Origin of the sequence: Corynebacterium sp. ACRPE, assembly GCF_022347435.1 — a bacterium.
Taxonomy (GTDB): domain Bacteria; phylum Actinomycetota; class Actinomycetes; order Mycobacteriales; family Mycobacteriaceae; genus Corynebacterium; species Corynebacterium tuberculostearicum_D.
In genome coordinates this window covers 114,363-137,001 of sequence record NZ_JAKRNA010000003.1, presented here as the reverse complement: position 1 = coordinate 137,001, position 22,639 = coordinate 114,363, and the positions used below count along the sequence as shown (strand labels likewise).

At 61.0% G+C, this 22,639-nt stretch carries 22 protein-coding genes; 8 read left to right on the top strand and 14 right to left on the bottom strand.

Features of this window, described 5'->3' with window-relative positions; genetic code table 11:
- Position 1: 1 nt before the first annotated feature.
- Positions 2–1,381, bottom strand: a complete 1,380-nt coding sequence (locus MHY13_RS03125; protein WP_239280689.1) for a glycine--tRNA ligase — start codon at positions 1,379–1,381, stop codon at positions 2–4.
- Positions 1,382–1,565: 184 nt separating this feature from the next.
- Here MHY13_RS03125 and MHY13_RS03120 point away from each other — a divergent pair, with 184 nt between their 5' ends.
- The 4 genes from MHY13_RS03120 (at position 1,566) to MHY13_RS03105 (ending at position 3,164) form a co-directional block, all read left to right on the top strand.
- Positions 1,566–1,856, top strand: coding sequence for a helix-turn-helix transcriptional regulator (locus MHY13_RS03120; protein WP_005324221.1), 291 nt, complete (start codon positions 1,566–1,568; stop codon positions 1,854–1,856).
- Between the two features lie 69 nt (positions 1,857–1,925).
- A complete protein-coding gene (locus MHY13_RS03115; RefSeq protein WP_239280680.1) occupies positions 1,926–2,345 on the top strand; it encodes a Fur family transcriptional regulator in 420 nt (139 codons plus the stop codon).
- 177 nt (positions 2,346–2,522) lie between these two features.
- Positions 2,523–2,972: a hypothetical protein gene (locus tag MHY13_RS03110; protein ID WP_239280678.1), complete on the top strand. Its 450-nt coding sequence runs from the start codon at positions 2,523–2,525 to the stop codon at positions 2,970–2,972.
- Between the two features lie 3 nt (positions 2,973–2,975).
- Positions 2,976–3,164, top strand: coding sequence for a helix-turn-helix transcriptional regulator (locus MHY13_RS03105; protein ID WP_239229519.1), 189 nt, complete (start codon positions 2,976–2,978; stop codon positions 3,162–3,164).
- 31 nt (positions 3,165–3,195) lie between these two features.
- Here the strand turns inward: MHY13_RS03105 and MHY13_RS03100 are convergent, their stop codons facing one another.
- The 10 genes from MHY13_RS03100 to hemW all read right to left on the bottom strand — a co-directional run bounded on the left by MHY13_RS03100 (position 3,196) and on the right by hemW (position 12,737).
- Positions 3,196–3,951, bottom strand: coding sequence for an isoprenyl transferase (locus tag MHY13_RS03100; protein ID WP_284596715.1), 756 nt, complete (start codon positions 3,949–3,951; stop codon positions 3,196–3,198).
- A 10-nt stretch (positions 3,952–3,961) separates the two neighbouring features.
- Complete coding sequence (gene recO / locus MHY13_RS03095) at positions 3,962–4,678, bottom strand: DNA repair protein RecO (RefSeq protein ID WP_239280676.1); 717 nt, start codon at positions 4,676–4,678, stop codon at positions 3,962–3,964.
- A 6-nt stretch (positions 4,679–4,684) separates the two neighbouring features.
- Positions 4,685–5,722: a GTPase Era gene (gene era, locus MHY13_RS03090; protein ID WP_239280675.1), complete on the bottom strand. Its 1,038-nt coding sequence runs from the start codon at positions 5,720–5,722 to the stop codon at positions 4,685–4,687.
- A gap of 269 nt (positions 5,723–5,991) precedes the next feature.
- A complete protein-coding gene (gene pdxY / locus MHY13_RS03085) occupies positions 5,992–6,840 on the bottom strand; it encodes a pyridoxal kinase PdxY (protein ID WP_239280667.1) in 849 nt (282 codons plus the stop codon).
- A gap of 52 nt (positions 6,841–6,892) precedes the next feature.
- Positions 6,893–7,510, bottom strand: coding sequence for an rRNA maturation RNase YbeY (gene ybeY / locus MHY13_RS03080; RefSeq protein WP_239280665.1), 618 nt, complete (start codon positions 7,508–7,510; stop codon positions 6,893–6,895).
- Complete coding sequence (locus tag MHY13_RS03075) at positions 7,507–8,487, bottom strand: PhoH family protein (protein ID WP_239280663.1); 981 nt, start codon at positions 8,485–8,487, stop codon at positions 7,507–7,509. The genes ybeY and MHY13_RS03075 overlap by 4 nt, the downstream gene beginning before the upstream one ends.
- Positions 8,488–8,510: 23 nt before the next feature.
- Complete coding sequence (locus MHY13_RS03070) at positions 8,511–9,269, bottom strand: 16S rRNA (uracil(1498)-N(3))-methyltransferase (RefSeq protein WP_239280661.1); 759 nt, start codon at positions 9,267–9,269, stop codon at positions 8,511–8,513.
- Entirely contained in the window at positions 9,269–10,420 is a 1,152-nt protein-coding gene (dnaJ, locus tag MHY13_RS03065; protein WP_239280659.1) for a molecular chaperone DnaJ, read from the bottom strand. Before dnaJ ends, MHY13_RS03070 begins: the two co-directional genes overlap by 1 nt.
- Positions 10,421–10,488: 68 nt before the next feature.
- Entirely contained in the window at positions 10,489–11,538 is a 1,050-nt protein-coding gene (gene hrcA, locus MHY13_RS03060; protein ID WP_005324198.1) for a heat-inducible transcriptional repressor HrcA, read from the bottom strand.
- A gap of 59 nt (positions 11,539–11,597) precedes the next feature.
- Positions 11,598–12,737: a radical SAM family heme chaperone HemW gene (hemW, locus tag MHY13_RS03055; RefSeq protein WP_005326438.1), complete on the bottom strand. Its 1,140-nt coding sequence runs from the start codon at positions 12,735–12,737 to the stop codon at positions 11,598–11,600.
- 147 nt (positions 12,738–12,884) lie between these two features.
- On the opposite strand from hemW, the gene MHY13_RS03050 reads away from it, so the two are divergent.
- The 3 genes from MHY13_RS03050 to MHY13_RS03040 all read left to right on the top strand — a co-directional run bounded on the left by MHY13_RS03050 (position 12,885) and on the right by MHY13_RS03040 (position 16,438).
- Positions 12,885–14,279 carry a hemolysin family protein gene (locus tag MHY13_RS03050; RefSeq protein ID WP_239280657.1) on the top strand — a complete coding sequence of 465 codons (1,395 nt, stop codon included), beginning with the start codon at positions 12,885–12,887 and terminating at the stop codon, positions 14,277–14,279.
- Positions 14,279–15,337, top strand: a complete 1,059-nt coding sequence (locus tag MHY13_RS03045; protein ID WP_239280647.1) for a CNNM domain-containing protein — start codon at positions 14,279–14,281, stop codon at positions 15,335–15,337. Before MHY13_RS03050 ends, MHY13_RS03045 begins: the two co-directional genes overlap by 1 nt.
- Positions 15,338–15,565: 228 nt before the next feature.
- Positions 15,566–16,438 carry a hypothetical protein gene (locus MHY13_RS03040; protein ID WP_239280646.1) on the top strand — a complete coding sequence of 291 codons (873 nt, stop codon included), beginning with the start codon at positions 15,566–15,568 and terminating at the stop codon, positions 16,436–16,438.
- Between the two features lie 160 nt (positions 16,439–16,598).
- Here MHY13_RS03040 and MHY13_RS03035 read toward each other — a convergent pair whose 3' ends face one another.
- The 3 genes from MHY13_RS03035 to MHY13_RS03025 form a co-directional block, all read right to left on the bottom strand.
- Positions 16,599–17,084 carry a hypothetical protein gene (locus tag MHY13_RS03035; protein ID WP_239280644.1) on the bottom strand — a complete coding sequence of 162 codons (486 nt, stop codon included), beginning with the start codon at positions 17,082–17,084 and terminating at the stop codon, positions 16,599–16,601.
- Positions 17,085–17,634: 550 nt separating this feature from the next.
- Positions 17,635–18,315 carry a hypothetical protein gene (locus MHY13_RS03030; RefSeq protein WP_239280642.1) on the bottom strand — a complete coding sequence of 227 codons (681 nt, stop codon included), beginning with the start codon at positions 18,313–18,315 and terminating at the stop codon, positions 17,635–17,637.
- A gap of 252 nt (positions 18,316–18,567) precedes the next feature.
- Positions 18,568–20,400 (bottom strand): long-chain fatty acid--CoA ligase, encoded by a 1,833-nt coding sequence (locus tag MHY13_RS03025; RefSeq protein WP_239280640.1) that lies wholly within the window; start codon positions 20,398–20,400, stop codon positions 18,568–18,570.
- 94 nt (positions 20,401–20,494) lie between these two features.
- Here MHY13_RS03025 and malQ point away from each other — a divergent pair, with 94 nt between their 5' ends.
- The gene (gene malQ, locus MHY13_RS03020) at positions 20,495–22,618 is read left to right on the top strand and encodes a 4-alpha-glucanotransferase (RefSeq protein WP_239280638.1); all 2,124 of its coding nucleotides are present in this window, start codon (positions 20,495–20,497) and stop codon (positions 22,616–22,618) included.
- Positions 22,619–22,639: the final 21 nt, after the last annotated feature.

The following is a 22,639-nucleotide window of genomic DNA, read 5'->3' as shown; positions in this document are numbered from 1 at the left end:
ACTAGCACCCAATCAGGCGGGAGGCGAGGTAGGCCTCGAGGTCATCGAGCTTCACGCGCTCCTGCTCCATGGTGTCGCGCTCGCGCACGGTCACGGCATCATCATCGAGGGTGTCGAAGTCGAAGGTGACGCAGAACGGGGTGCCAATCTCATCCTGGCGGCGGTAGCGGCGGCCGATGGCGCCGGATACGTCGAAGTCCACGTTCCAGTGGGCGCGCAGCTTATCGGCCAGCTTGCGGGCCGGCTCGGAGAGCTCTTCCTTCTTGGACAGCGGCAGTACGGCCACCTTGATCGGCGCCAGGCGGCGGTCCAAGCGCAAGACGACGCGCTTATCGGTGCCGCCCTTGGCGTTCGGAGCCTCTTCCTCGTCGTAGGCGTCCACCAGGAAGGCCATCATGGAACGGCCCAGGCCAGCGGCCGGCTCGATAACGTACGGGATCCAGCGCTCATCGTTGGCCTGGTCGTAGTAGGACAGGTCCTCGCCCGAGCCCTTGGCGTGGACGGACAGGTCATAGTCCGTGCGGTTGGCCACGCCTTCCAGCTCGCCCCACTTGGAGCCCTTGAAGCCAAAGGCGTACTCCACGTCCACGGTGCGCTTGGAGTAGTGGGAGAGCTTTTCCTTCGGGTGCTCATACAGGCGCAGGTTTTCTTCCTTGATGCCCAGGTCCACGTACCAGTTGTAGCGGTCATCAATCCAGTACTGGTGCCACTCTTCGTCCTCGCCCGGCTTGACGAAGAACTCCATCTCCATCTGCTCGAACTCGCGGGTACGGAAGATGAAGTTGCCTGGGGTGATCTCGTTGCGGAAAGACTTGCCGATGTTCGCGATGCCAAACGGCGGCTTCATGCGCGAGGAGGTCATCACATTTTTGAAGTTAACGAAGATGCCCTGTGCGGTCTCCGGGCGCAGGTAGTGCAGGCCCTGTTCATCATCGACCGGGCCCAGGAAGGTCTTGAGCAGACCGGAGAAGGCCTTCGGCTCGGTCCAGTCACCAGGCTGGCCGGTTTCCGGATCGTTGATGTCTGCCAGGCCGTTTTCTGGCTCGTGGCCGTGCTTTTCCTCATAAGCTTCGATGAGGTGGTCGGCGCGGTAGCGCTTGCCGGTGTGGCGGGATTCCACCAGCGGGTCAGAGAACACTTCAACGTGACCGGAAGATACCCAGACCTGGCGCGGCTGGATGACGGAGGTGTCCACGCCCACGACGTCTGCGCGGGACTGCACCATGTGGCGCCACCACTGGCGCTTGATGTTTTCCTTGAGCTCTACACCAAGAGGGCCGTAATCCCACGCGGAGCGGGAACCGCCGTAAATTTCACCTGCCTGGTAGACCAAGCCGCGGCGCTTACACAGGTTTACAACGGTATCGATGACGGATGCCATAAGTTTTCGGACTCCTCTGGTAGGGGACAGTCTTGACAATCTCGTTCAGTCTAACCCGAAGCACTTCCCGGCGGTGGGATTGGGGCGTGAATTTAATCTGAAATAAATACAACGTATTGCACGTATCGGGTAATATAAGAGTGACCGACAGGTAATAGGTATTTAATTGAAGGTGATATTCCCTATGACGACCACTTACAAGGCCCCTAATACTTCTGCGGCTGCCGGCGTGATCGCTGCCCTCGATTCGCCCCTACGCATCGCAATCATTTCCCGCTTGGCCGAGCGCGATCACTTTGTACACGAGCTCGTCAAGGCTACCGGCAAGTCCCAGCCGCTTATCAGCCAGCACCTGCGCGTGCTCAAGCAGGCGGGCATCGTGGACTCCGAGCGCAGCGGCCGCGAGGTAACCTACTCGCTCATTGCGCCGCGGGTTTTGGACCTGCTTGCCGACGCCGCCAAGATCGCCTCCTAGCCCCTCACCCCTGCATATAAAGCCGCCTGACTATGCAGTTGTTGAAAAAGCACTGATAATATTGCGGTCATGGCTTTATACGACAGTATTCCCAAACTAGGCGCGCGCAATACCAAGCAGCGCACCGCAGTCGTCGAGGTGCTCCGGGAAATGGAGAAATTCGCCTCCGCCAAGGAGATCTACCACGAGCTCCAAGAGCGTGAGGAAAAGGTGGGCCTGACCACCGTGTACCGCACCCTGCAGTCCCTGACCGATATCGATGCAGTGGACGCCCTCCACATGCCCAATGGCGAAACCCTGTACCGCCACTGCGATACCGACGCCCACCACCACCACTTGGTGTGCACCAAGTGCGGCCGCACCGAGGAAATCGATGGCGGCCCCATTGAAAAGTGGGCCACCTCCGTAGCCAAGGAGTACGGCTTCGAGCTCACCGGCCACGATGCCGAGGTCTTTGGCATCTGCAGCGACTGCGCCGCCTCTGCCTAATCGCGCTCGCGCTTCCTTGCGAAGCCGCCTCTCCCCTAACCTCAGACTCCAACTTCCGGAGCCTGAGGTTTTTCTTTAGCAACTGCCGCGATAGTAAAGCCTCCTTTACAGTAAAGGACCCTTGACATATAGTGTGTGTCAAGCACACTTTACAAACCGTTGCTACAGGAGGTTTCCATGCAGACCACTCGCTTTGGCCGCCCCAAGTTTGGCGGCTCACAAGCCAAGCTCATTGCACTGTCCATCGCTGCAGGCACGGCCCTTGCGGCGGCAGCCGGTGCCATCGTGGCCGCGTTCGTACACGAAGATTCGCCCCTACTAGCGTTTGCCGTGTACGCACTGTGCCTACTGCCTGTTACTACGACGGCTAGCTGGCTATTCATGGTGGATCGGGACACCATCCGTGGGGCAACACCCGATCCGGAAAATTCCATCGAATCCCATTGGTATTCGCAAGCCTCGGAAAACACCCTGCACGCCATGCTTTTTGGCATTGGCGGCCTCGGCGTGGTCTCTTCTTTTTGGGACTTCCGCGTTTCGGGCTCCCTGCTCACTATCATCTTGGGAGTCTTTGTCACCGGGACCTTTGGTATTAGCTACTTTGCCCACAAACGGGCAGCGAGCTAAGCCATGGACAATCGGCTAAAAGAGATTCGCGAGAGCCAAGGACTCTCGCAGCAGGGCTTGGCCACCGAGCTAGGCGTTTCGCGCCAAACGGTCATCAGTATTGAAAAGGCACGCTACGATCCTTCGCTCCCCCTCGCTTTTCAGATCGCGCGCCACTTTTCCTGCTCAATCGAGGATATCTTTATCCCCTAGGTATAAACGCACACCGCTTCGGTGCTGCGCGTTACTTCTTAACGCCTCCGAAGCGGCGGTCGCGCCGCGCGTATTCCTCGATAGCGGCAAAAAGGTCCTCCGGGGTGAAATCTGGGAAGAGCTTATCCTGGTAAATCATCTCCGCATACGCGGACTGCCACAGCAGGAAATTGGAGGTGCGCTTCTCACCGGACGGGCGCAGGAAGAGATCTACATCCGGCATGCCTGGGTCATAGAGGTGCTGCGCGATGGTCTCTTCCTTAATATCGCGCGGGTTAAGCTCGCCGGCTGCAACCTGCTTGGCGATGTCCCTAAAGCCATCCACCAGTTCTGCCCTACCGCCGTAGTTGACGCACATGGCCAAGGTCATCTTGGTATTGTCCTTGGTCAGCTCCTGGGCAGCCTCGAGCTCTTTAATCACTGAGCGCCACAGGCGCGGGCGGCGGCCGGCCCACACTACGCGCACACCGCGCTCATTGAGCCACTGGCGCTGGCGGCGCAACACGTCACGGTTAAAGCCCATAAGGAAGCGGACCTCCTCGGGGCTGCGGCGCCAATTTTCCGTGGAGAACGCATACGCGGAAAGGTAGGGAACGCCGGCGGCAAGGCAGGCATCGACGACGTCGAGAAGCACGGCTTCGCCGCGCCTATGCCCCTCGGTGCGCTTCATGCCTTTTTCCTGGGCCCAGCGGCCATTGCCATCCATGACCAGCGCAATATGGCGGGGCATGAACTCATCCGGGATATTCGGTGGGGTCAAAGTGCGGTTCGGGTCTGGCGTAATCACGGGCTATATTCTACTGCTCCATAACCTGCAATGCGGAAACATTGCGCTCCATGTGCCACTGCAGGTGCGCCCGCGCTAGGCGGTGCCCCTGCTGCTTTTGCGCATTCGTTGGATTCGTCGGATAGTTATGCTCTAAAAGCCACAGGTGATGCAGGGTTTCGGGGTCTACCTCCGCGGCACCCGGCGGCCGGCATTCGTGGCACGCCGCCCCGCCGACCGCCGGGTGGAAGGCGTGGTGCGGGCCAGGCCGGTTGCACTGGGCGCAGTTGAAAAGGCTGGGCGCCCAACCGGCATGCGCCATCGCCTGCAGCAAGAAGGCATCCAGCGCCATGGTCGGGTCCGCGGTTTGCAGCTGCTCCAAGGTCGCGGTGACGGATTCGTAGAGGTAGGGGTCATGGGCGGCGTCGGCAAACGCAAGGCGCTCGGCCGATTCCAACACCGCGCACGCGGCCGTGTAGCGCTCATAGTCCTCGATGAGGCGCGCGCCAAAATAGTCGACCGTATCCGCCTGGGAAATGGTGGCCAGGTTCTTGCCCACATACAGCTGAACATCGAGGTTGACGAAGAGCTGCAGGCGCGACCCGAAGCGCGACTTTGCCCGGCGCACGCCCTTGGCCACCGCGCGCACGAGGCCATGATCGCGGGTGAGCAGGACGATGACGCGATCGGCCTCACCAAAGTCATAGGTGCGGATGACCACTGCGCGGTCACGATAGTTCTCGCGCATAGTGGTCTAGAACCCGAGCCTACCCAGCGACTTCGGGTCAGACTGCCAATTCTTCAGCACCTTGATGCGCAGATCAAGGTACACATTGTGGCCGAGCAGCTCGATGATCTCCTTGCGGGCATTGCCCACAATGCGACGGAAGCGCAGGCCATCTTTGCCCTCAATAATGCGCTTTTGGCCGGGACGCTCTAGGTACAAAATGGCATGGATATCCAGCACACCCTCGCGGGTGCGCGACGGCAACATCTCATCAACCTGCACCGCCACCGAGTGCGGCAGCTCCGCTTTCAAGCCGGACAGGGCGGCCTCACGAATGAGTTCCTCGATGCGCTTTTCTTGGCCTTCATCGGTGATGTGGTCATCCGGGTAGAACTTCGGGCCTTCTGGCAGGTGATCCACGATGACCTGCACCAGCTCATCAAGCTGCACGCCCTCCTTGGAGGACACCGGTATGACTACCGCATTCGGGTCATCCTGAGAGAGCAGTTCGTGCAGGGCTAGAAGCTGGGCGCCTACCTGATCCTTGCTGGCCTTATCCAGCTTGGTGACGATGCCGATGATCGGCGTTTTCGGCGCAATGGAGCGCACGTTATCCAAAATCCAGCGGTCACCAGGGCCGATTTTTTCATCGGCCGGGATGGTCAGACCAATAACGTCCACATCAGCGTATGTATCCTTGACTACCTCGTTGAGGCGCTCGCCCAGTAGGGTGCGTGGGCGGTGCAGGCCCGGTGTATCCACGACGATGACCTGGGCATCATCGCGGTGTACCAAGCCGCGGATGGTGTGGCGGGTGGTCTCCGGCTGGTCTGCGGTAATCGCAATCTTCTGCCCCACCAGGGCATTAGTCAGCGTGGACTTGCCGGTATTCGGGCGCCCTACGAAGGATACGAAGCCCGAACGGAATCCCTCCGGGGTATCGGTGTATTGCGAATAATCAAGCGGGGCTGCCGTATTCTCGGCGCCTTCCGGCACGGCATCATCGGGGTCTTCTGGCAGGCCCTCGAATGCCGCATCAAACTGTGCATCAAAATCAGAACTCATTACCCGCAATAATAGCCCACGGAGTCAAGATCTCCGATTAGTTCTAATGCTTCTTTGCTGCTGTGTTGGGGCATGGGGTCTTGGTCCGGGCGTAGGTGCGGGTGCTTGAGGGAGCGGAAGAGAAAAGTCGAAAGAGATCAGGCTGAATTGAGGGCGAAAAGGCCGATCTGAGGGGTAGTTTTCCTCAGATCGGCCCGATCAGAATGGACCTAACTTTAGGAGGCCAAACTTCACAGGCCCCACGCGCCAAAGCGGGGGCCGCGTAGGGTTTAAAGCTCCTCGGCGTCGAACTGCATGCGCGGATGCGCGAATACATCCTGGGATTGGATGAGCTGGAGCTCGGCGGTCTCTGCCTCGTAGGTGTTTTCCAGCAGGTCATACACGGAGGAGGCGGTGCGGCGCAGGGATTCCTTGACGTCGCTGGTCTCGGTGTAGTGACCGGTAAACAGGGCCGCGGTAACGTCGCCGGAGCCATTGCGCTTGAACGGTAGCAACGGCGTGGATACGAGGAAGGCGCGGTCGCCGTCGACGGCGAGCATCTCAACCTGGTCGTCGGCAGTCTCGGGGCGCTTAACGGAAGTGACCAGCACGGTCTTTGGGCCGATTTCCTGCGCCTTTTTTACTGCAGCGAGGGTTTGCTCAAGGGTGCCGACCTCAGAATCGGTGAGGTAGCCCAACTCAAACTGGTTGGGGGTGATGATATCGGCGACGGGCACGACGCGGTCGCGCAGCAGTGGCGGGATCTCATCGGAGACAAAGCAGCCAGACTTAGCATTGCCCATCACCGGGTCGCAAGCGTAGAGGGCATTGGGGTTGGCGGCCTTGATGCGGCGGACGGTTTCCACGATGGCGTCGGCAATGTCGGCGCCGCCCTGGTAACCAGAAAGGATGGCGTCGATCTGCGGGAAAGCGCCACGCTTTTCAATGCCGTCAATGATGGAAGTGACATCGCTAGCCGGAATCATCGGTCCGCCCCAGTCGCCGTAGCCGGTGTGGTTAGAGAAATTCACCGTGTGGACCGGCCATACCTCATGGCCGGCGCGCTGCAGGGGGAAGACGGCCGCGGAGTTGCCAACGTGGCCGTAGGTGACGTGGGACTGGATGGAAAGGATAGTCATAGCTACCCATTGTGCTACGCGTCTTATGCGCCCACAAAAGAAAAAGGAAAAATTATTCCTCCGGGCGGTCCTGCGGCTCCCCCACCGCAGGGATGCCGCCGCCGGGAACCTGCTTGTCCAAGTTGGCGCGTTCGGCGGCGTCGGGAAAAGCCTTAGGGCCGGAGGGCTTGGGCTGATAGGAAACTCCACGCTCGGCCACATCGTCGTACCAATCCGCGAGCAGCTCGTTTTGTCGGCCGAACATTTCCTTTTCCTCGGCCGGGGTGGCGTGGTCATAGCCTAAAAGGTGCAGGCAGCCGTGCACGGTAAGCAGGGCGAGCTCGTGGCCTAGGGAGTGGCCGGCGGCTTCTGCCTGGCGCAGGGCAAACTCGGGGCACAGGACGATATCGCCCAGCATGGCCGGGCCTGGGTCGGCGGCATCGGGGCGGCCGCCACCGGCGATGGCGCCAGGGGTGAGCTCATCCATGGGAAAGCTCATGACATCGGTGGGGCCTTCCAGATCCATCCAGCGCACGTGCAAATCCTCAATGGTCTTCAGATCCACACAGGTGATGGTGCACTCGGCATCGGGGTTGATGTCCATGGCGCCGAAGGCATAAGAGGCGACGTCAATCAGCATCTCCTCGTTGACGCCTTCGAAGCCGGATTCATTGAGAAACTCGATACTCATTCCATTCCCTCGTATTCAGCGGCTTTCTTATTATCAAAGGTCTCATACGCATTGACGATGCGCCCGACCAGCTGGTGGCGCACCACGTCCTTAGAGCCCAGGTCCGCGAAGTGAATATCTTCCACGTTGCGCAGGATGCGGCGCACGATCCGCAGGCCGGAGACCTGGCCGTGTGGAAGGTCTACCTGGGAGACATCGCCGGTGACCACAATCTTGGAACCAAAACCCAGACGGGTGAGGAACATCTTCATCTGCGCAGGCGTGGTGTTTTGGGCCTCATCAAGGATGACGAAGGCATCGTTCAACGTGCGGCCGCGCATATAGGCCAGAGGGGCGACCTCGATGATGCCGGCTTCCATGAGCTTAGGAATCATCTCCGGGTCGAGCATGTCCCGCAGGGCGTCGTACAGCGGGCGCAGGTACGGGTCAATCTTGTCATTGAGCGTACCCGGCAAGAAGCCGAGCTTCTCCCCTGCCTCCACGGCCGGGCGGGTGAGGATAATGCGCGAGACCTGCTTGGTTTGCAGGGCCTGCACGGCCTTGGCCACCGCCAGGTAGGTCTTGCCGGAACCGGCCGGGCCGATACCGAAAACTACCGTATTATCGTCGATGGCCTGCACGTATTCAGACTGCCCCACCGTCTTCGGGCGGACGGCCTTGCCGCGGCGCTTAACGATGTCCGCCGCCAACGCCGCCGACACCGACTGCGGCGCCTCCACGGCCACCATGTCCATGGTGTGCTTGACCGTATCGGTGGATACGGCGTGGCCGCGGCGGGCGATGGCCTCGAGCTCATCGAGGATCTTGGCGGCGCGGGCAACCTCATAATCCGGACCGGTGACGGTGACGACATTACCGCGGGCAAACAGGTCCGCATCCAGGCGGTTATTGAGCACGCGCAGGTTATCGTCCGCACTACCCAGCACGCTGCTGACGTAGGCGGAATCTAGCTCACATTTCTTCGTGATGATAGGCACGTGCTTTAGGCTACCAGCGCCGCTTACCAACGCTCGGTGCGCATGCCGATTGCCGCGAGCGCCACCATTGCCGCACTCGCCGTGCGCAGCACTTCCGGGCCGAGCTTGATGGGTGTGGCGCCAGCTGCCTTGAGGCGATCGAGCTCGGCGTCGCCAATGCCGCCCTCGGGACCGACGAGCAGGACGACATCCTCTGTGAGCGGCACGTCCTTGATGGAGGCGGTAGCCTCTTCGTGCAACACGAGCACGGTGGGTGCGGTGGAGGAAGCGCCGTCGCGGCCACTGGTGAGCTCTTGAGCGAGCTGCGGGGTGGTCAGCGGGCCGCGCACCTGTGGGATGCGGGCGCGGCGGGATTGTTTGGCCGCGGAATCGGCGGCCGCCTGCCATTTGGCCACCGCCTTCGGCGCCTTCTTACCATCCCATTTAGCCACGCAGCGATCCGCCTGCCAGGCGATAATCTCATCCGCGCCGGCCTGGGTGGCAAGATCCACTGCGAGCTCGGCACGCTCGGATTTCGGGATGGCCTGCACCACGCTCACCCGCGGGGTGGGATCAGGCGCGGTGTCGATGGAGTCGACCGTGCCCTCCAGGGAGTCCTTGCCCGAGGTAGCGGTGATGGTGAGGGTAAGGCGGGTACCGGTGCCGTCGATAAGCTCGAGGCGCTCGCCCTCCCCCATGCGCTTGACCGTCACGGCATGGCGGGCCTCCGGGCCGGAAAAGCTGAAGGCCTCGCCGGTGCGCGCGGCGGAAAGGTCCGGATGAATGAAGACGGGCAGCGACATTAGCGGCGGAACTTATCGCGGATGCGGCTAAAGAAGGATTCCTCTTGGCCGTCGCCGGTGGTGCGCACGCGCGCGCCCTCGTCGCGGGAGTTGCGGATCTTCTCCAGGGACTCGCGGGTCTTGCGGTCCAGGTCTTTCGGCACAACGACGTCCACGTGGGCAAAGAGGTTGCCGTAGCCATCGGTGCGCAGGCGCGGCATGCCGGCGCCATCGACCTTGATGGACTCGCCCGGCTGGGTGCCGGGCTCGATGTCAATGGTGAGCTCTTCACCATTGAGCTGATCGATTGTGAAATTGGTGCCCAACGCGGCGTCAATCATCGGCACGCGCACGGTGAGGTTCAGGTCATCGGCGTTGCGCTGGAAGACGGGGTGCTCCTCCGTGTGGACCTCAACGTAGAGGTCACCGGCGGGGCCGCCACCGTGGCCGACCTCGCCCTGGGAGGCCATGCGGATGCGCATGCCGTCATTAATACCGGCCGGGATATTCACGGTGAGATCGCGGCGCTTCTTCACGCGGCCATCGCCGGCGCAGTGGTTGCACGGATCGGTAATGACCTCGCCAAAGCCCTGGCACTTCGGGCACGGGCGGGTGGTCATGACGTTGCCGAGGAAGCTGCGCTGCATCTCCTGAATTTCACCCATGCCATTGCAGTTATCACAGGTAACCGGCTTGGCCTTGGACTCGGAGCCGGTGCCGCCGCAGCTATCGCACAACACCGCGGTATCCACGGTGACCTTCTTCTTCAGGCCGGTGTAGGCCTCCTCCAGGGTGATGCGGGTGCGCAGCAGGGCATCGTTGCCCGGCTGGACGCGGGACTTCGGGCCGCGGGAACCGCCGGCACCGCCACCGAAGAATTCGGCGAAGATATCGCCGAGGCCGCCGCCACCGAAGCCGCCAAAGCCACCGGCGCCGGCACCGCCGCCACCCTGTTCCATGGGGTCGCCGCCCATGTCCACGATCTGGCGCTTTTGCGGATCCAGCAGGACCTCCTGGGCCAGCGCGGCATCGCGGAACTTTTCCGCGGCGGCTTCATCATCCGGGTTCAGGTCCGGGTGATACTTGCGGGCCATTTTGCGGTAGGCCTTCTTAATCTCCTGGTCAGTTGCGTTTTTATCAACACCGAGGATGCCGTAATAGTCACGAGCCACTGTAAGAGATATTCCTTCTAATTCGTCTTGTTGGGGTTAACTTGAAAAATAATGCGCGGCCAGCCAGTTTACTCGCACTGCTCGCCGGCCAAAATTTCGCTCACATACCGTGCAACGGCAGAGACCTTAGAAATTGTTCCCGAGTAATCCATAAAGGTAGGCCCCACTACGCCAAGGCCGCCCAGCGTGGCCACCTCATCGCCCGTGCCCAGTCCGTAGCCCGTGGCCACCACGGAGGCTTGGCGCAGCTGGTCTTCCTCGTTTTCCTCGCCGATGACTACGGAGACGTTGCCTAGATCGGGCACGCGGGCAAGCAGCTTGAGGACGACGACCTGCTCTTCTAGTGCCTCAATAATCTTGGGCAAGCCTTCCGGAAACTCGCGCGCCACGCGCGTGAGGTTGGAGGCACCGGCCATAATCAGCCGGTCGGAGGGCTGTTCCACTAGGGTCTCGATAAGCGTGGTGGCCACCTTGAGTACGTGGTGTCGGATATCCAAGGGGGCGTCGTCGACAAGGTGGGCGAGCTCCACGGAGGCGTCGGTAAGCGTCTTGCCCACCAGCGCACTATTGACGATGTCGCGCAAGCGGAAGGTCTGGTCTTGGTCGATGATTTCATCGAGCTCCACATTGCGCTGGTCCACACGGCCGTTATCGGTGATAAGTACCAGCAGCAGGCGCACCGGGGACAGCGCCACGACCTCGCAGTGCTTGACGCGCGAGACCTTGAGATTGGGCAGCTGGACGACGGCCGCCTGCTTCGTCACCTGCGCCAGTAGCTGCACCGAGCGGCGCAGCACATCCTCCAAATCGACGCCGCCTTCCAAGAAGTTGAGCATCGCGCGGCGCTCTGGGGCCGAAAGCGGCTTAACCTCATGGAGGGAGTCAACGAAGTGACGGTAGCCCTGTTGGGTAGGCACGCGGCCGGAACTGGCGTGCTGCTGGGAGATAAGGCCCTGGGATTCGAGCACGGCCATGTCGTTGCGGATGGTGGCCGAGGAGACGCCCAATTGGTAGCGCTCCAAGAGCGACTTAGAGCCAACGGGCTCCTGGGAGGCAATATAGTCCGCCACGATGGCGCGCAGGACTTCCTTGCGGCGGGCATCGGTTGAGGTAGACACTATGGCGCTCCTATTCGCTTGGCTATTTCACGTGCTTTCCAGTTTAGACGGGAGGGGGATTAGGTTTCTTCGGCGACGAGGAGATCGGTGATGATGCCATCGGCTAGTAGACGGCCGGGCTTGGTGATGCGTACGCGATCACCGGCGCGCTCGAGCAGACCGCGGCCGATGAAGCGCTCGAGGGCCGGGGCAGCGTGGGTATCGAGCCAGGCCTCCGGGATGCCCTCGCGCAGGCGCAGGCCGAGCATGATTTTCTCCATGTGGCGGTCGGCCTCAGTAAGCGTTTCGGTTTCCTTAATGGGCAGCTCTCCGCGGCCGAGGGTGTCGATATAGCGCGAGGGATGTTTGACGTTAAAGAAACGCTCGTTGCCCAAGTGCGAGTGGGCACCGGGGCCTGCGCCCCACCAGTTGCCATCTACCCAGTAGATGCGATTGTGCTCGCACTCGCCGCCGGGCTTGGACCAGTTGGAGACCTCGTACCACTCGAAGCCTTCAGACTCGAGGGTGGAGGAAATCATCTCGTAGCGCCGGGCTAGCACGTCCTCGTCCGGTGCGGGCAGGATACCTTTATTGACCTTGCGCGCCATGCGGGTGCCGTCTTCTACGATGAGCGAATAGGCGCTGACGTGGTCTACGCCGGTTTCTAGCACTCGGTCGAGCGTCTCGCGCACGTTGTCATCGGTTTCGGTGGGCGTGCCATAGATCATGTCCAGGTTGACGTGCTCGAAGCCGGCGGCTCGGGCCTCGCGGGCGGCGTCAAAGGCGCGGCCGGGGGTATGGGCGCGCTCGAGGACCTGGAGAACGCCCGGGGATGCGGACTGCATGCCGAGGCTGATGCGGGTATAGCCGGCGTCGGCAAGCTGGGCAAAATACTCCGGTGAGGTGGACTCCGGGTTGGATTCGGTGGTGACCTCCGCCCCAGGCTTCAGGCCGAAGGTGGAACGGACGGTGTTCAGGATGCGGCTCAGGCCCTGCCCTCCCAGCAGCGAGGGCGTGCCGCCGCCAATGAAGACGGTCTCGGCCGGGCGGCCCACGCGCGCGGCCGCCAATTCCAGCTCGCGGTCCAAGGCATCCAGGTAGGGCCCGGTGAGATCGCGCGGGCTGCCAAGCTCGCCCGGGGTATAGGTATTGAAATCGCAATACCCGCAACGAGTGGCACAGAAAGGAACGTGGATATACAGCCCGAAGGGTTCAGTCATGGATAAAACTCTAATAGAGCAGGAACAAAATGGCCGAAAGCGGGGTTGAGCATGTAGTATGTTTCCATCTTCCCAAGTAGAAAGGCACCCTCAGTGGAACCTCCGAGTCGATGTCCCTACCTCCTTCTAGGCGGTGGGGAGTAAATCATGTTATCGGCTATTTTGATGATTCTGGCCGGCTTCGTAGTCATTGGCCTCATCATCGTCGCGAACGCATACTTCGTGGCCCAAGAATTTTCCTTTATGTCCGTGGACCGCACACAACTGCGGACCCAGGCTGCTGAGGGGGATAAGACAGCCCAACGCGCGCTGGCTATTACTCAGCAGACCTCTTTTATGCTCTCGGGCGCGCAGCTCGGTATTACGATTACCGGCCTGCTCATCGGCTATGTGGCCGAGCCGCTCGTGGGCCAGGGACTAGGTACGTTACTCGGCGGCGTCGGTGTTCCGTCCGCGGTGTCTGTCACCGTGGGCACCATCGCGGCGCTTTTCATCTCCACGATTGCAACCATGCTCTTCGCGGAGCTTTTCCCCAAGAATTACACCATCGCCGCCCCCATGAAGACGGCGCGCTGGTTGGCCGCATCCACGCAAATCTACCTGCGGATTTTCGGCTGGCTTATCCGTTTCTTTGAGTACTCTTCCAATGCCATCCTCAAGGTCTTTGGCATCGAACCGGTAGAAGACGTGGACTCCTCCGCCACCGCCGATGACTTGGAATCGATCGTGGACTCCTCCCATGAGGCCGGAGACTTGGATGAGAATACTTATATGGTGCTCGACCGCCTGCTGGACTTCCCTGAGCACGACGTAGAGCACGCCATGATTCCGCGCTCCCGCGTGGACGTCATTGATCCGGATACCACCATCGGTGAGGTTCGCGAGATGATGTCTACCGACCACACGCGCTACCCCGTCATCGATGACGAACATAACCCGGTGGGTGTGGTGCATCTTATCGACGTCCTGGGAAGCGACCTGCCCGCCGCCACCAAGGCCACCAGCATCATGCAGGAGGCCGTCGTGGTCCCTGAGTTGATGCCACTGCCGGATGTGGTGGAAGAGCTGCGCGATAGCGACCAGAAGATGGCGTGCGTCATCGATGAATACGGCGGCTTTGTAGGCATCGTGACCATGGAGGACTTGGCCGAGGAAATCCTGGGCGATGTCACCGATGAGCACGATATCGAAGAAACCGAGGAAATCACCGAGCAGGACGATTCCCACTGGTTAGTCGACGGCGATACGCCAATTGATGAGATCGAGCGCGCCATCGGCCACGACCTGCCTGAGGGCGACTTTGAGACTGTCGCCGGCCTCGTCATTGCCCACTCCGGTGCGCTGCCTGAGGTAGGCGAGGAACACACCATCCAGCTCGAAGCCGAGCCCGATGACTGGGTGGACCACGATGAGGCGCCCGTTCGCTCCATCCGCCTGCGGGTGCAAGAGGTGGACCGCCACGTGCCGTCCGTCCTTGCCATCGAGCTGGTGGAGGATTACTCCGACCACTCCGATGATGCCGATAAGAAGGAGGATGCATAATGACCGAATCTTGGTGGTTTAACCTCCTTGTTACCCTGCTCATCATCGCCGCTTCCGGCTTCTTTGTGATTATCGAATTCTCCTTGATGGGCGCTCGCCGCAACCGTTTGGAAGAGGATGCGGAAAACTCCCGCACCGCCCGCGCCGGCCTGCGCTCGCTCAATGAGCTGACCATCATGCTCGCCGGCGCGCAGCTGGGCATTACCGCCGCCACCTTTGTGCTCGGTGCTGTGACCAAGCCCTGGGTGCACCACCTGCTCATGGCGCCGCTGGAGGCCGCGGGCCTGCCGCTGGGCATTGCCGACGTCGTCAGCTTCCTCCTCGCCCTCTTCATCGTTACCTTCCTTCACCTCGTACTCGGTGAGATGGCGCCGAAGTCCTGGGCCATTACCCACCCGGAGACCGCCCTGCAAGTCATCGCGGTCCCCGCACGCGGCTTCGTGTGGATCTTCCGCCCGCTGCTGAAGTGGATCAACGTCATGGCTAATAAAATGGTGTCCCTGGCTGGCGAAGAGCCCGTCGACCGCGCCGGTGCGGCCGGCTACGACGCCGAAACCCTGCGCACCTTGGTCGAGCACTCCCGCGAGACCGGTGCGTTGGACGATGAGTCTGCCAACCAGATTTCTGATGTCATCGAGTTGGAAAACTCCACTGTGGGCGCCATGGCCCGCGAGCACGGCTCGGAGGTAGTGCCCCTGCCTTCCGACGCCACCGTGGACGACCTCCAAGACCTCGTCGTACGCAAGAACATCATGCGCGTGCTGGTCTTCCCTAAGGACTCCCGCGTCCCCCGCGTGGTCCACGTGCGCGATACCTTGCTGGCAGAACCAGAGACCCCGGTTCTCGAGTTCTCCCGCCCTGCCCTGTCCGTGTCTTCTTCCACCACCGTGCAAAAGACCTTGGACCACATGCGCGCTCGCAACGAGCAGCTCGTCATGGTGGGCAAGGCCGATAAGGACAACGCCGTGTGGATCCTTACCTGGGACGACATCATGGGCCAACTGTGGCCGCAGATTACCGAGCAGCTAGATAAGGTCACCCCTCCCCCGGCCGTCTAGTTCCTGCCGTGTCCTCTCCCGCGCCCGTGCCCGCTTCTTTGTGGCCGGCGCGGGCTTTGCCGTTTTTGCACCCGCGTGCAAGGGATTTCACCCCCGACTGTGGATAACTGTGACCGTAACTTTCCCAGCCGCCACTTCGCTCACTCGCCTTTCTCTGCGGCCTTGTTATCCACAGGCCCGGCCACCACCTCCTCGCACCGGCCGGCAGCGTGCCCTTTCCTAGGAGGCATGACACCACCACTGACCAATATCGCCTCCATCCGCGCCAACCACCCCACCTTCTGGACCGACCTGAAAAACGGCACCTACCTCAAACTCGCACCGCGCATCGCAGTCCGGCGAGATCACTACCATTACCTCGACTTCCCCTCCCAGCTGCGCCTGCGCGCTATCGCCGCGGCCCGCAGCGCCTATACCGCGGTGCTCATCTCCAAGTCCGCCGCCCGCGTGCACGGACTGTGGGTCATCGCCACAGCCGAGGAAAAAATTGAAATGGCCCTTCCCACCAATACGCTTCCCCACAAGGACCGCCGCCATCCCGAGCGCATTTATCGCAAGGCTTCCCTTCCCGAACCTGTCCTCGTGGACGGTACCCGCTGCGTTTCCAAGGCCCGCGCGGTTATCGACGTCGCCCGCTACCACGGCTTCACCGACGGCCTCATCGCCGCCGACTCGGCTTTGCGTTCCGGCCTCAGCTGGGAAGACCTCAAGGAAGAGTTTGCCCGCATGGGCCGGGTGCGCAATAGCCGCATCGTCCGCGCCGTAATCCACCACGCCTCACCTCTTTCTCGCTCTCCCTACGAGTCTTTCGCCCGCGCCCTCCTCATTGAGGCCGATTTCCCCTGGCCCATGTTCTTCGAGGCGTCGTTCACCGCGTTGCCCGGCATCACGACCGCCCTATGCATCAACAGCGCCTACCTCATCGACATAATCCCCGCGAAGGCGCTTGCCCATCAGCGTGAGCGTCACCGACGTCTGCGCGAGGCCGGCTTCACCGTTCTCTGCTATACCCCTCGGCAGCTCATCGACCACCCCACTCTTTTCCTGACCGACCTCATTTCCACCATCTCCGCCAGACAAAAGGCCGCCCGTTCTGCCTAAGTCCACACTTCCTGCCTCCCGCCTTCCTCTACCCTGCCCTTCGCGCTCACCAGCGGCGCTTTCGCCGCGGAATCCGCTGCGCCGGTGAGCGCGAAGGGAGGGCGATGGCGAATGCCTCGCAAGCGAATGCACCGAAACTTCGCCTGCAATAAGGAAAGTCTTACTGGTTGATGCGCCATGGAACGCTGTTCTTCGGCAGCATGCCGTGGGTGTAGAAGTAGTCAATGGTGGACAAGATGCCCAGCACTGTGCCGCCGCCTACGAGTGCAGCCAAGAAGGAGAACCCTGCGACGGAAGACATGTCTGCGTCCTTGCCGTCCTTGCCGTCCTTACCGTTGATACCATCGCAGCCGTTCTCGCCATCCTTACCATCTACGCCGTCCTGGCCATCCTTCCCGTCCTGGCCTGGAACAACCGCAGCTTCGGTAGTGGAAGGCTCGGTGGATTCCTCAGAGGTCAGCTCTTCGGTGGCCGCTTCTTCTGCAGAGATCTCCTCAGTAGAAGTCTCTTCTGCGGACTCGGATGGGGTGGTCTCTGCAGAGGTAGCATCCTCAGAAGCCGGAGCCTCGACGGTCTCCTCCGCGCCGTCTACGGCGTACGGGGTGATGGACTCGGCGGCGTCTTCTTCCGCGTCGAGTTCTTCCATCGCCTTATCGCCGGCGTTATTTTCCTCCAGCAGGTTGCCGTCCTCATCGAATTCGATACCGTTGAGGCTAACGGTATCGTCGGTAGTCCTTTCCTCAACGAAGGTGGTGTCGTCGGCGGCGACGGCGCTAGGAACGACGGTAATAGAAGAGAAAGTGGCTACGGCTACTGCGCTGCAATAAGGCGAGAAGTTCGGCGTGCGCCCATGGATTACCTCCCTGTAGGTGTGGTTAAAGAATGAAATTGCGCGCGCCGCGTGTGGATGGTGCTAGGTCACGTCGTTCGCATGGCCGGGAAATGCCCTACAGTGCATTGAGAGTATTTTCTACTTAGATTTTAAGGTTGATCCAGCAACAATACCGCTGGACACAGCACCCAAGCCGCTGAACAGGAATAACAAAAGTTATATGAAACGGCCGTTAACATAAAATTTCCCTAAATACTTCCCCGAATTGGGGCACCCTAGCGCAGAAAACTTCAACGGCCACCGAGAGAGGGATTCTCGGTGACCGTGAGCATACCCTTGTATAAAACAAGGAAGTCTTAGTGCATTATGCGGTTGTAGCCCGGCGGGCAGCCTCGCGCTTGGCTCGGACCTTTTCTACCACCGCGGCAATGCGAGCGCGTTCCTCTAGGAACTGTGGCGGGTTATGCCCGCGCATCGTGCGCACATAGGCTGGGTGCGTATCGAGCACAGTGTGCTTCCACGCTTGGACCGCAATTAGGGCGGACTCGCCGGTGCGCTTGTACAGGTGCGGCATGGAGACCATATCGAGGTTGCGCGCGACGGCATCGGTTTGTGCGAGCACGTACTCGACTACCTCGCGGAGGTAATCCGCTACCGCCTGGGTTCGGCAACGCAGGGATTCAGCCAGCTCGTGTACCACGATGGGCTTAGAGATGGGGAATCGCTCGTCCAATAGGCGCGGCGTCAGTTGTTCCGGCTCTTCCACGTCGTTCACGCCGGAAGAAGCAGCGGAAATGGTACCGGAGCGCACGCCAGAGACCAAGGCTTGGCGCAGGCCCATCAGTTCGCCCACGCACCTACCAGAATCCACCCGGGCATCTTCGACGATATCGCCTAGCTCAGCCAGGCAATCCATGCACAGCTCTTCGTCCCAATCCTCGATGGCTTCAATGAGGTGCTCGAGATATTCTGCGACTTCGTCGCCGATATTATAAATTTCTTGTGTGAGCTCGCGGTGGCGCAGCTCGGCGGCGATTTTGTGCATTGGCTTCGAGCCACTCCTTCCGCAGTCTCATTTCTAACCTCTAGTAGAGGTTGAGGTTTGCTGTAACGCTTCACGACTCTATGCCAGATCAGTCGCCGCGGGCGTGCGACACTCCGAAGCCGTTCACAGGTTTATGGCAGGTTCGCCTCTGCTGGGGTGAGGGTGGTGGGGTGAGCTGCACCGAGGGGCATCGGCAAGCACGGCAAAAAGAAACACCCGAGGGAAATCCTCGGGTGTCCCCGCAGTGTGGTTTTAGCGCTTGTAAAGGTGCTCGATGGCCGCAGCATAGCGCTGCGCTACCACGTTGCGCTTAACCTTCATGGTGGGGGTCAGCTCGTTTCCTTCCTCGGTGAGATCGGACTCGAGGATGTAGAACTTCTTAATGCCCTCCGCATGGGAAACGGTGGCGTTAACCTGGTTGATGGCATCCTGCAGCTCCGCGCGCAGGGTGGGATCGGTAGCCAGCTCGCGCATGGGGCGATTTTCCGGAATATTGTGATCCAGTTTCCAACGCTTCAGGATATCCGGATCCAGGGTCAGCAGCACGCCGACGAAGGGCTTGCCATCGCCTACCACCATGGCCTGGGAGATAAGCGGGTGCCCGCGCAGGATATCCTCCATCGGGCCAGGCGAAACATTCTTGCCGCCGGCCGTGACAATGAGGTCCTTCTTGCGGCCGGTGATAACGAGCTTGCCGTCCTCATCAATCTCGCCCAAATCACCGGTGTTGTACCAGCCATCCTCGAGGGCCTCCGCGGTGGCTTCTGGGTTATTCCAGTAGCCGTGGAAGACGATATCGCCCTTGATGCAGATTTCGCCTTCGTCATTGATGCGGAAGGTCACGCCACCCATCGGCGGGCCAACGGTGCCGATAGAGTGATCCACAAAGTCCACCGCGGCCGCGGCGGCGACCTCGGTCAAGCCATAGCCCTCATAGACCGGGATGCCGATACCGCGGTACCAGTGCAGCAAGTCATGGCCCATGGCCGAGCCACCGGTAATGCAATAGTTCACGTTGCCACCCACGCCCTTGCGGATGGTGGAGTACACCAGCTTGTCAAAGACCTTGTGCTGGGCTTTCAGCAGGCGGTCCGGGCCCTCCGGCTTATCCAAAGCCTTGGAGTACTCGATGGCTACCTTCTCGGATTGCTCAAAAAGCAAGGTCTTGATGCCGGAATCGGCCACCTTAGCGGCAGCGGAGTTGCGCACCTTTTCAAAGACACGTGGCACACCCAAAATGACGTTCGGGCGGGAGCGGGCGAACTCGATAGAAATGGTGGAAAAATCGGACCAGTGGTTCTGGGAGGCACCGCGCATGGCCACCGCAATGGATACCGCACGGGCAAAGACGTGTGCCAGCGGCAGGAAGGTCAAGGTATGGCTGCCCGGCACGGCGAAGATGCCAATCGGGTTGGTGCACAGACCGCGGGTCTGGGCCAGCCAATTCCGATGGGTCAAGATACAGCCCTTAGGGCGACCAGTGGTGCCCGAGGTATACACCAGGGAGGCCAGGTCATCGGTGGAGGTGGCCTTGATGCGGGCGTAGACCTCCTCGGTGGCCACGCCGCGGCCCTCGAACTTCAAGGTATCGATGGCAGAGGAGTTAATTTCCAGCACGCGGCGCAGCTGGGAGGGGGAGCCCTTGAGGTTGGGCTCGCCGTCTTCTTGCAAGACCAGGTTTTCAACCAGCTCGGAATGCTCGCGGGTTTCCGTGATGGCGAGCACGGCGCCCGAGTCCTCAATAATCCAGCGCACCTGGGAGGCAGAAGAGGAAGGATAGACCGGCACGGAGGCCGCACCGGCGGCCCAGATGGCAAAGTCCAGCAGGGACCACTCATAGCGGGTGGCGGAAATCAGCGCGACGCGGTCTCCCTGCTCCACACCCAAGGCGATGAGTCCTTGGGCTACCTCAAAAACCTCATCGATAAATTCTTTGCCGGTGACGTTGACCCATTCGTAGTTGGCAGGGCGAGTAAACATCACGCCATGTGGGCGCTTCTTGGCGGTGTCCATCAGGGCGGTCAAGCAGGTTTCGCCCGGCTCGATAGTAAATTGGGCTGGGGTGTGGACTTCTTGCAGGGTCACGCGGTGTCCTTTCGAACAGCTAATTATTAATCTCCGCCTACTGTACCAATCTGTTCCCCAGCAGGCGCGTTGCACCCGTGGCACAATGTGGCCTGTGACTACCCGCGCCTTGCTTGAAGAACTCGCCCAGCGCCACGGTGTGGCCACCAGCTATACCTCCCAGTCTGGTTTCCCCGTCCACGTCGCTGAAGACACCATCATCTATACCCTGCGCGCCTTGAGCATCAATATCGATGACGACCCAGACGATGCAGCATTAACGCAGCTGCTTTACGACGACTACTTGGACCGCTCCTCCCAGCCCCTCCCCCACTGCGTCGTCGCACCGCAGGGCCTAGAGCGCGGGTTTGTAGTCCACGTCCACGCTGGCGCTGCGGCCGGCCTACACATCGAGCTAGAAGGCGGCGGCATCCGCGAGGTCTACCAGGATCCCAATGATGCCCCGGACGCCAACGTCGATGGCACGCTTTGGGGCGAGGCGAGCTTCCACATTCCCGGGGACCTGCCCATGGGGTACCACGAATTGGTGCTGGAGTCCGGGGGCATCGGCAAGCATGCCTGCCCGCTCATCATTACCCCGGCGCGCCTTTCTACGGCCGATCAATTTGTGGAGCGCCCGATTAGCGGCGTGATGGCGCAGCTCTATTCGGTGCGCTCGGATTTCTCGTGGGGCATTGGTGATTTCCAGGACTTAGGCCAGCTGGCAGAAACACTCGCCCCGCACGCAGATTTCTTGCTGGTCAACCCGCTGCATGCGGCCGAGCCGCTGCCGCCGGTGGAAAATTCGCCTTACCTGCCTACCACGCGGCGCTTTATCAACCCGCTCTACCTGCACATCGAATCCATCCCGGAGCTCAAGCTCTTGCCAGAGGACTTACAGGATGATGTGCGCGAGCTGGCGGAGGAGTTTCGCCAGCGCAACCGCAGCGCCGAGGAAATTGAGCGCGACACCATTTTTGAGGCCAAACTACAGGTGCTGCGCGAGCTCTTTAATTACCAGCCCACCCCGGAGCGTGAGGAGGCCTTCGTGCGCTACGCCCGCGAGGAGGGCCGTGGACTGCGTGATTTCGCGGCGTGGTGCGCGCAGCAGGATGCCGCGGCGCAATCGGGCCAGCGCCATGCCGAGGACCTGGATATGGACAAGCTCACCCGCTTTTATTCTTGGCTGCAATTCCTGTGCGATGAGCAGCTGGCCGCCGCCCAGCAGCGCGCGCTCGATGCCGGCATGCGCCTCGGCCTAGTCACCGACCTGGCCGTGGGTGTGCACCCGGGTGGCGCCGATGCGGTCAACCTCACCGAATACTTGGCGCCGCAATGTTCGGTAGGTGCACCGCCGGATGACTATAACCAGCAAGGCCAGGATTGGTCGCAACCGCCGTGGCACCCACAGCGCTTGGCCGCTGCCGGCTATGCCCCGTGGCGCGAGATGCTCTCCACCGTGTTGCGCCATGCCGGTGGCGTGCGCGTGGACCACATTTTGGGCCTATTCCGTCTGTACTGGATCCCCCGCATGGCCAGCCCGCTGACGGGCACTTATGTCTCTTATGACTTTGAGGCCATGGTGGGTATCTTGGCGCTAGAAGCAGAGCGCGCCGGCGCGGTGGTCATTGGTGAGGACCTCGGCACCCTGGAGCCATGGGTACAAGATGTCCTCGCCCACAAGGCGGTATTGGGAACATCCATCGTATGGTTTGAACGAGATGATGATAACTACTCCCCGCTGCCACAGGAAAAGTACCGCAAGCTGGCGCTGTCCTCGGTTAATACGCACGACCTGCCGCCGACCTTGGCGTACCTGCGCGGCGAGCATATTTCACTCCGCGCGCGTTTGGACGTGCTGAACCGCTCGGTAGATGATGAGCAGCACGATGACATCGAGTGGCAGGCCCGCATGCTGGGAGCGGTAGCTGACCGCGGCTTATTGCCGCAGCGCGATTACCGCGTGGATCCGGATGGGCGCGCCTCCCGCGGCGCGGAGGAGGATCTCAGCGTGGCCCTGCACCGGTATATCGCTGGCACGCCTTCGGCGCTTGTGTGCACCAGCTTGGTGGACATGGTGGGTGATGTACGCGCGCAAAATCAGCCGGGCACTACCCACGAGCTTTATCCCAATTGGTGCGTGCCGCTGTGCGATACGGCCGGTAATGCCCTACTTATCGAGGATCTTCCTGGGCTGGAATTCTTCCAGCGTTTGGAATCCACCAGCCGCAAGAGCTAGCACTGGATTTTCCCGCGCGGC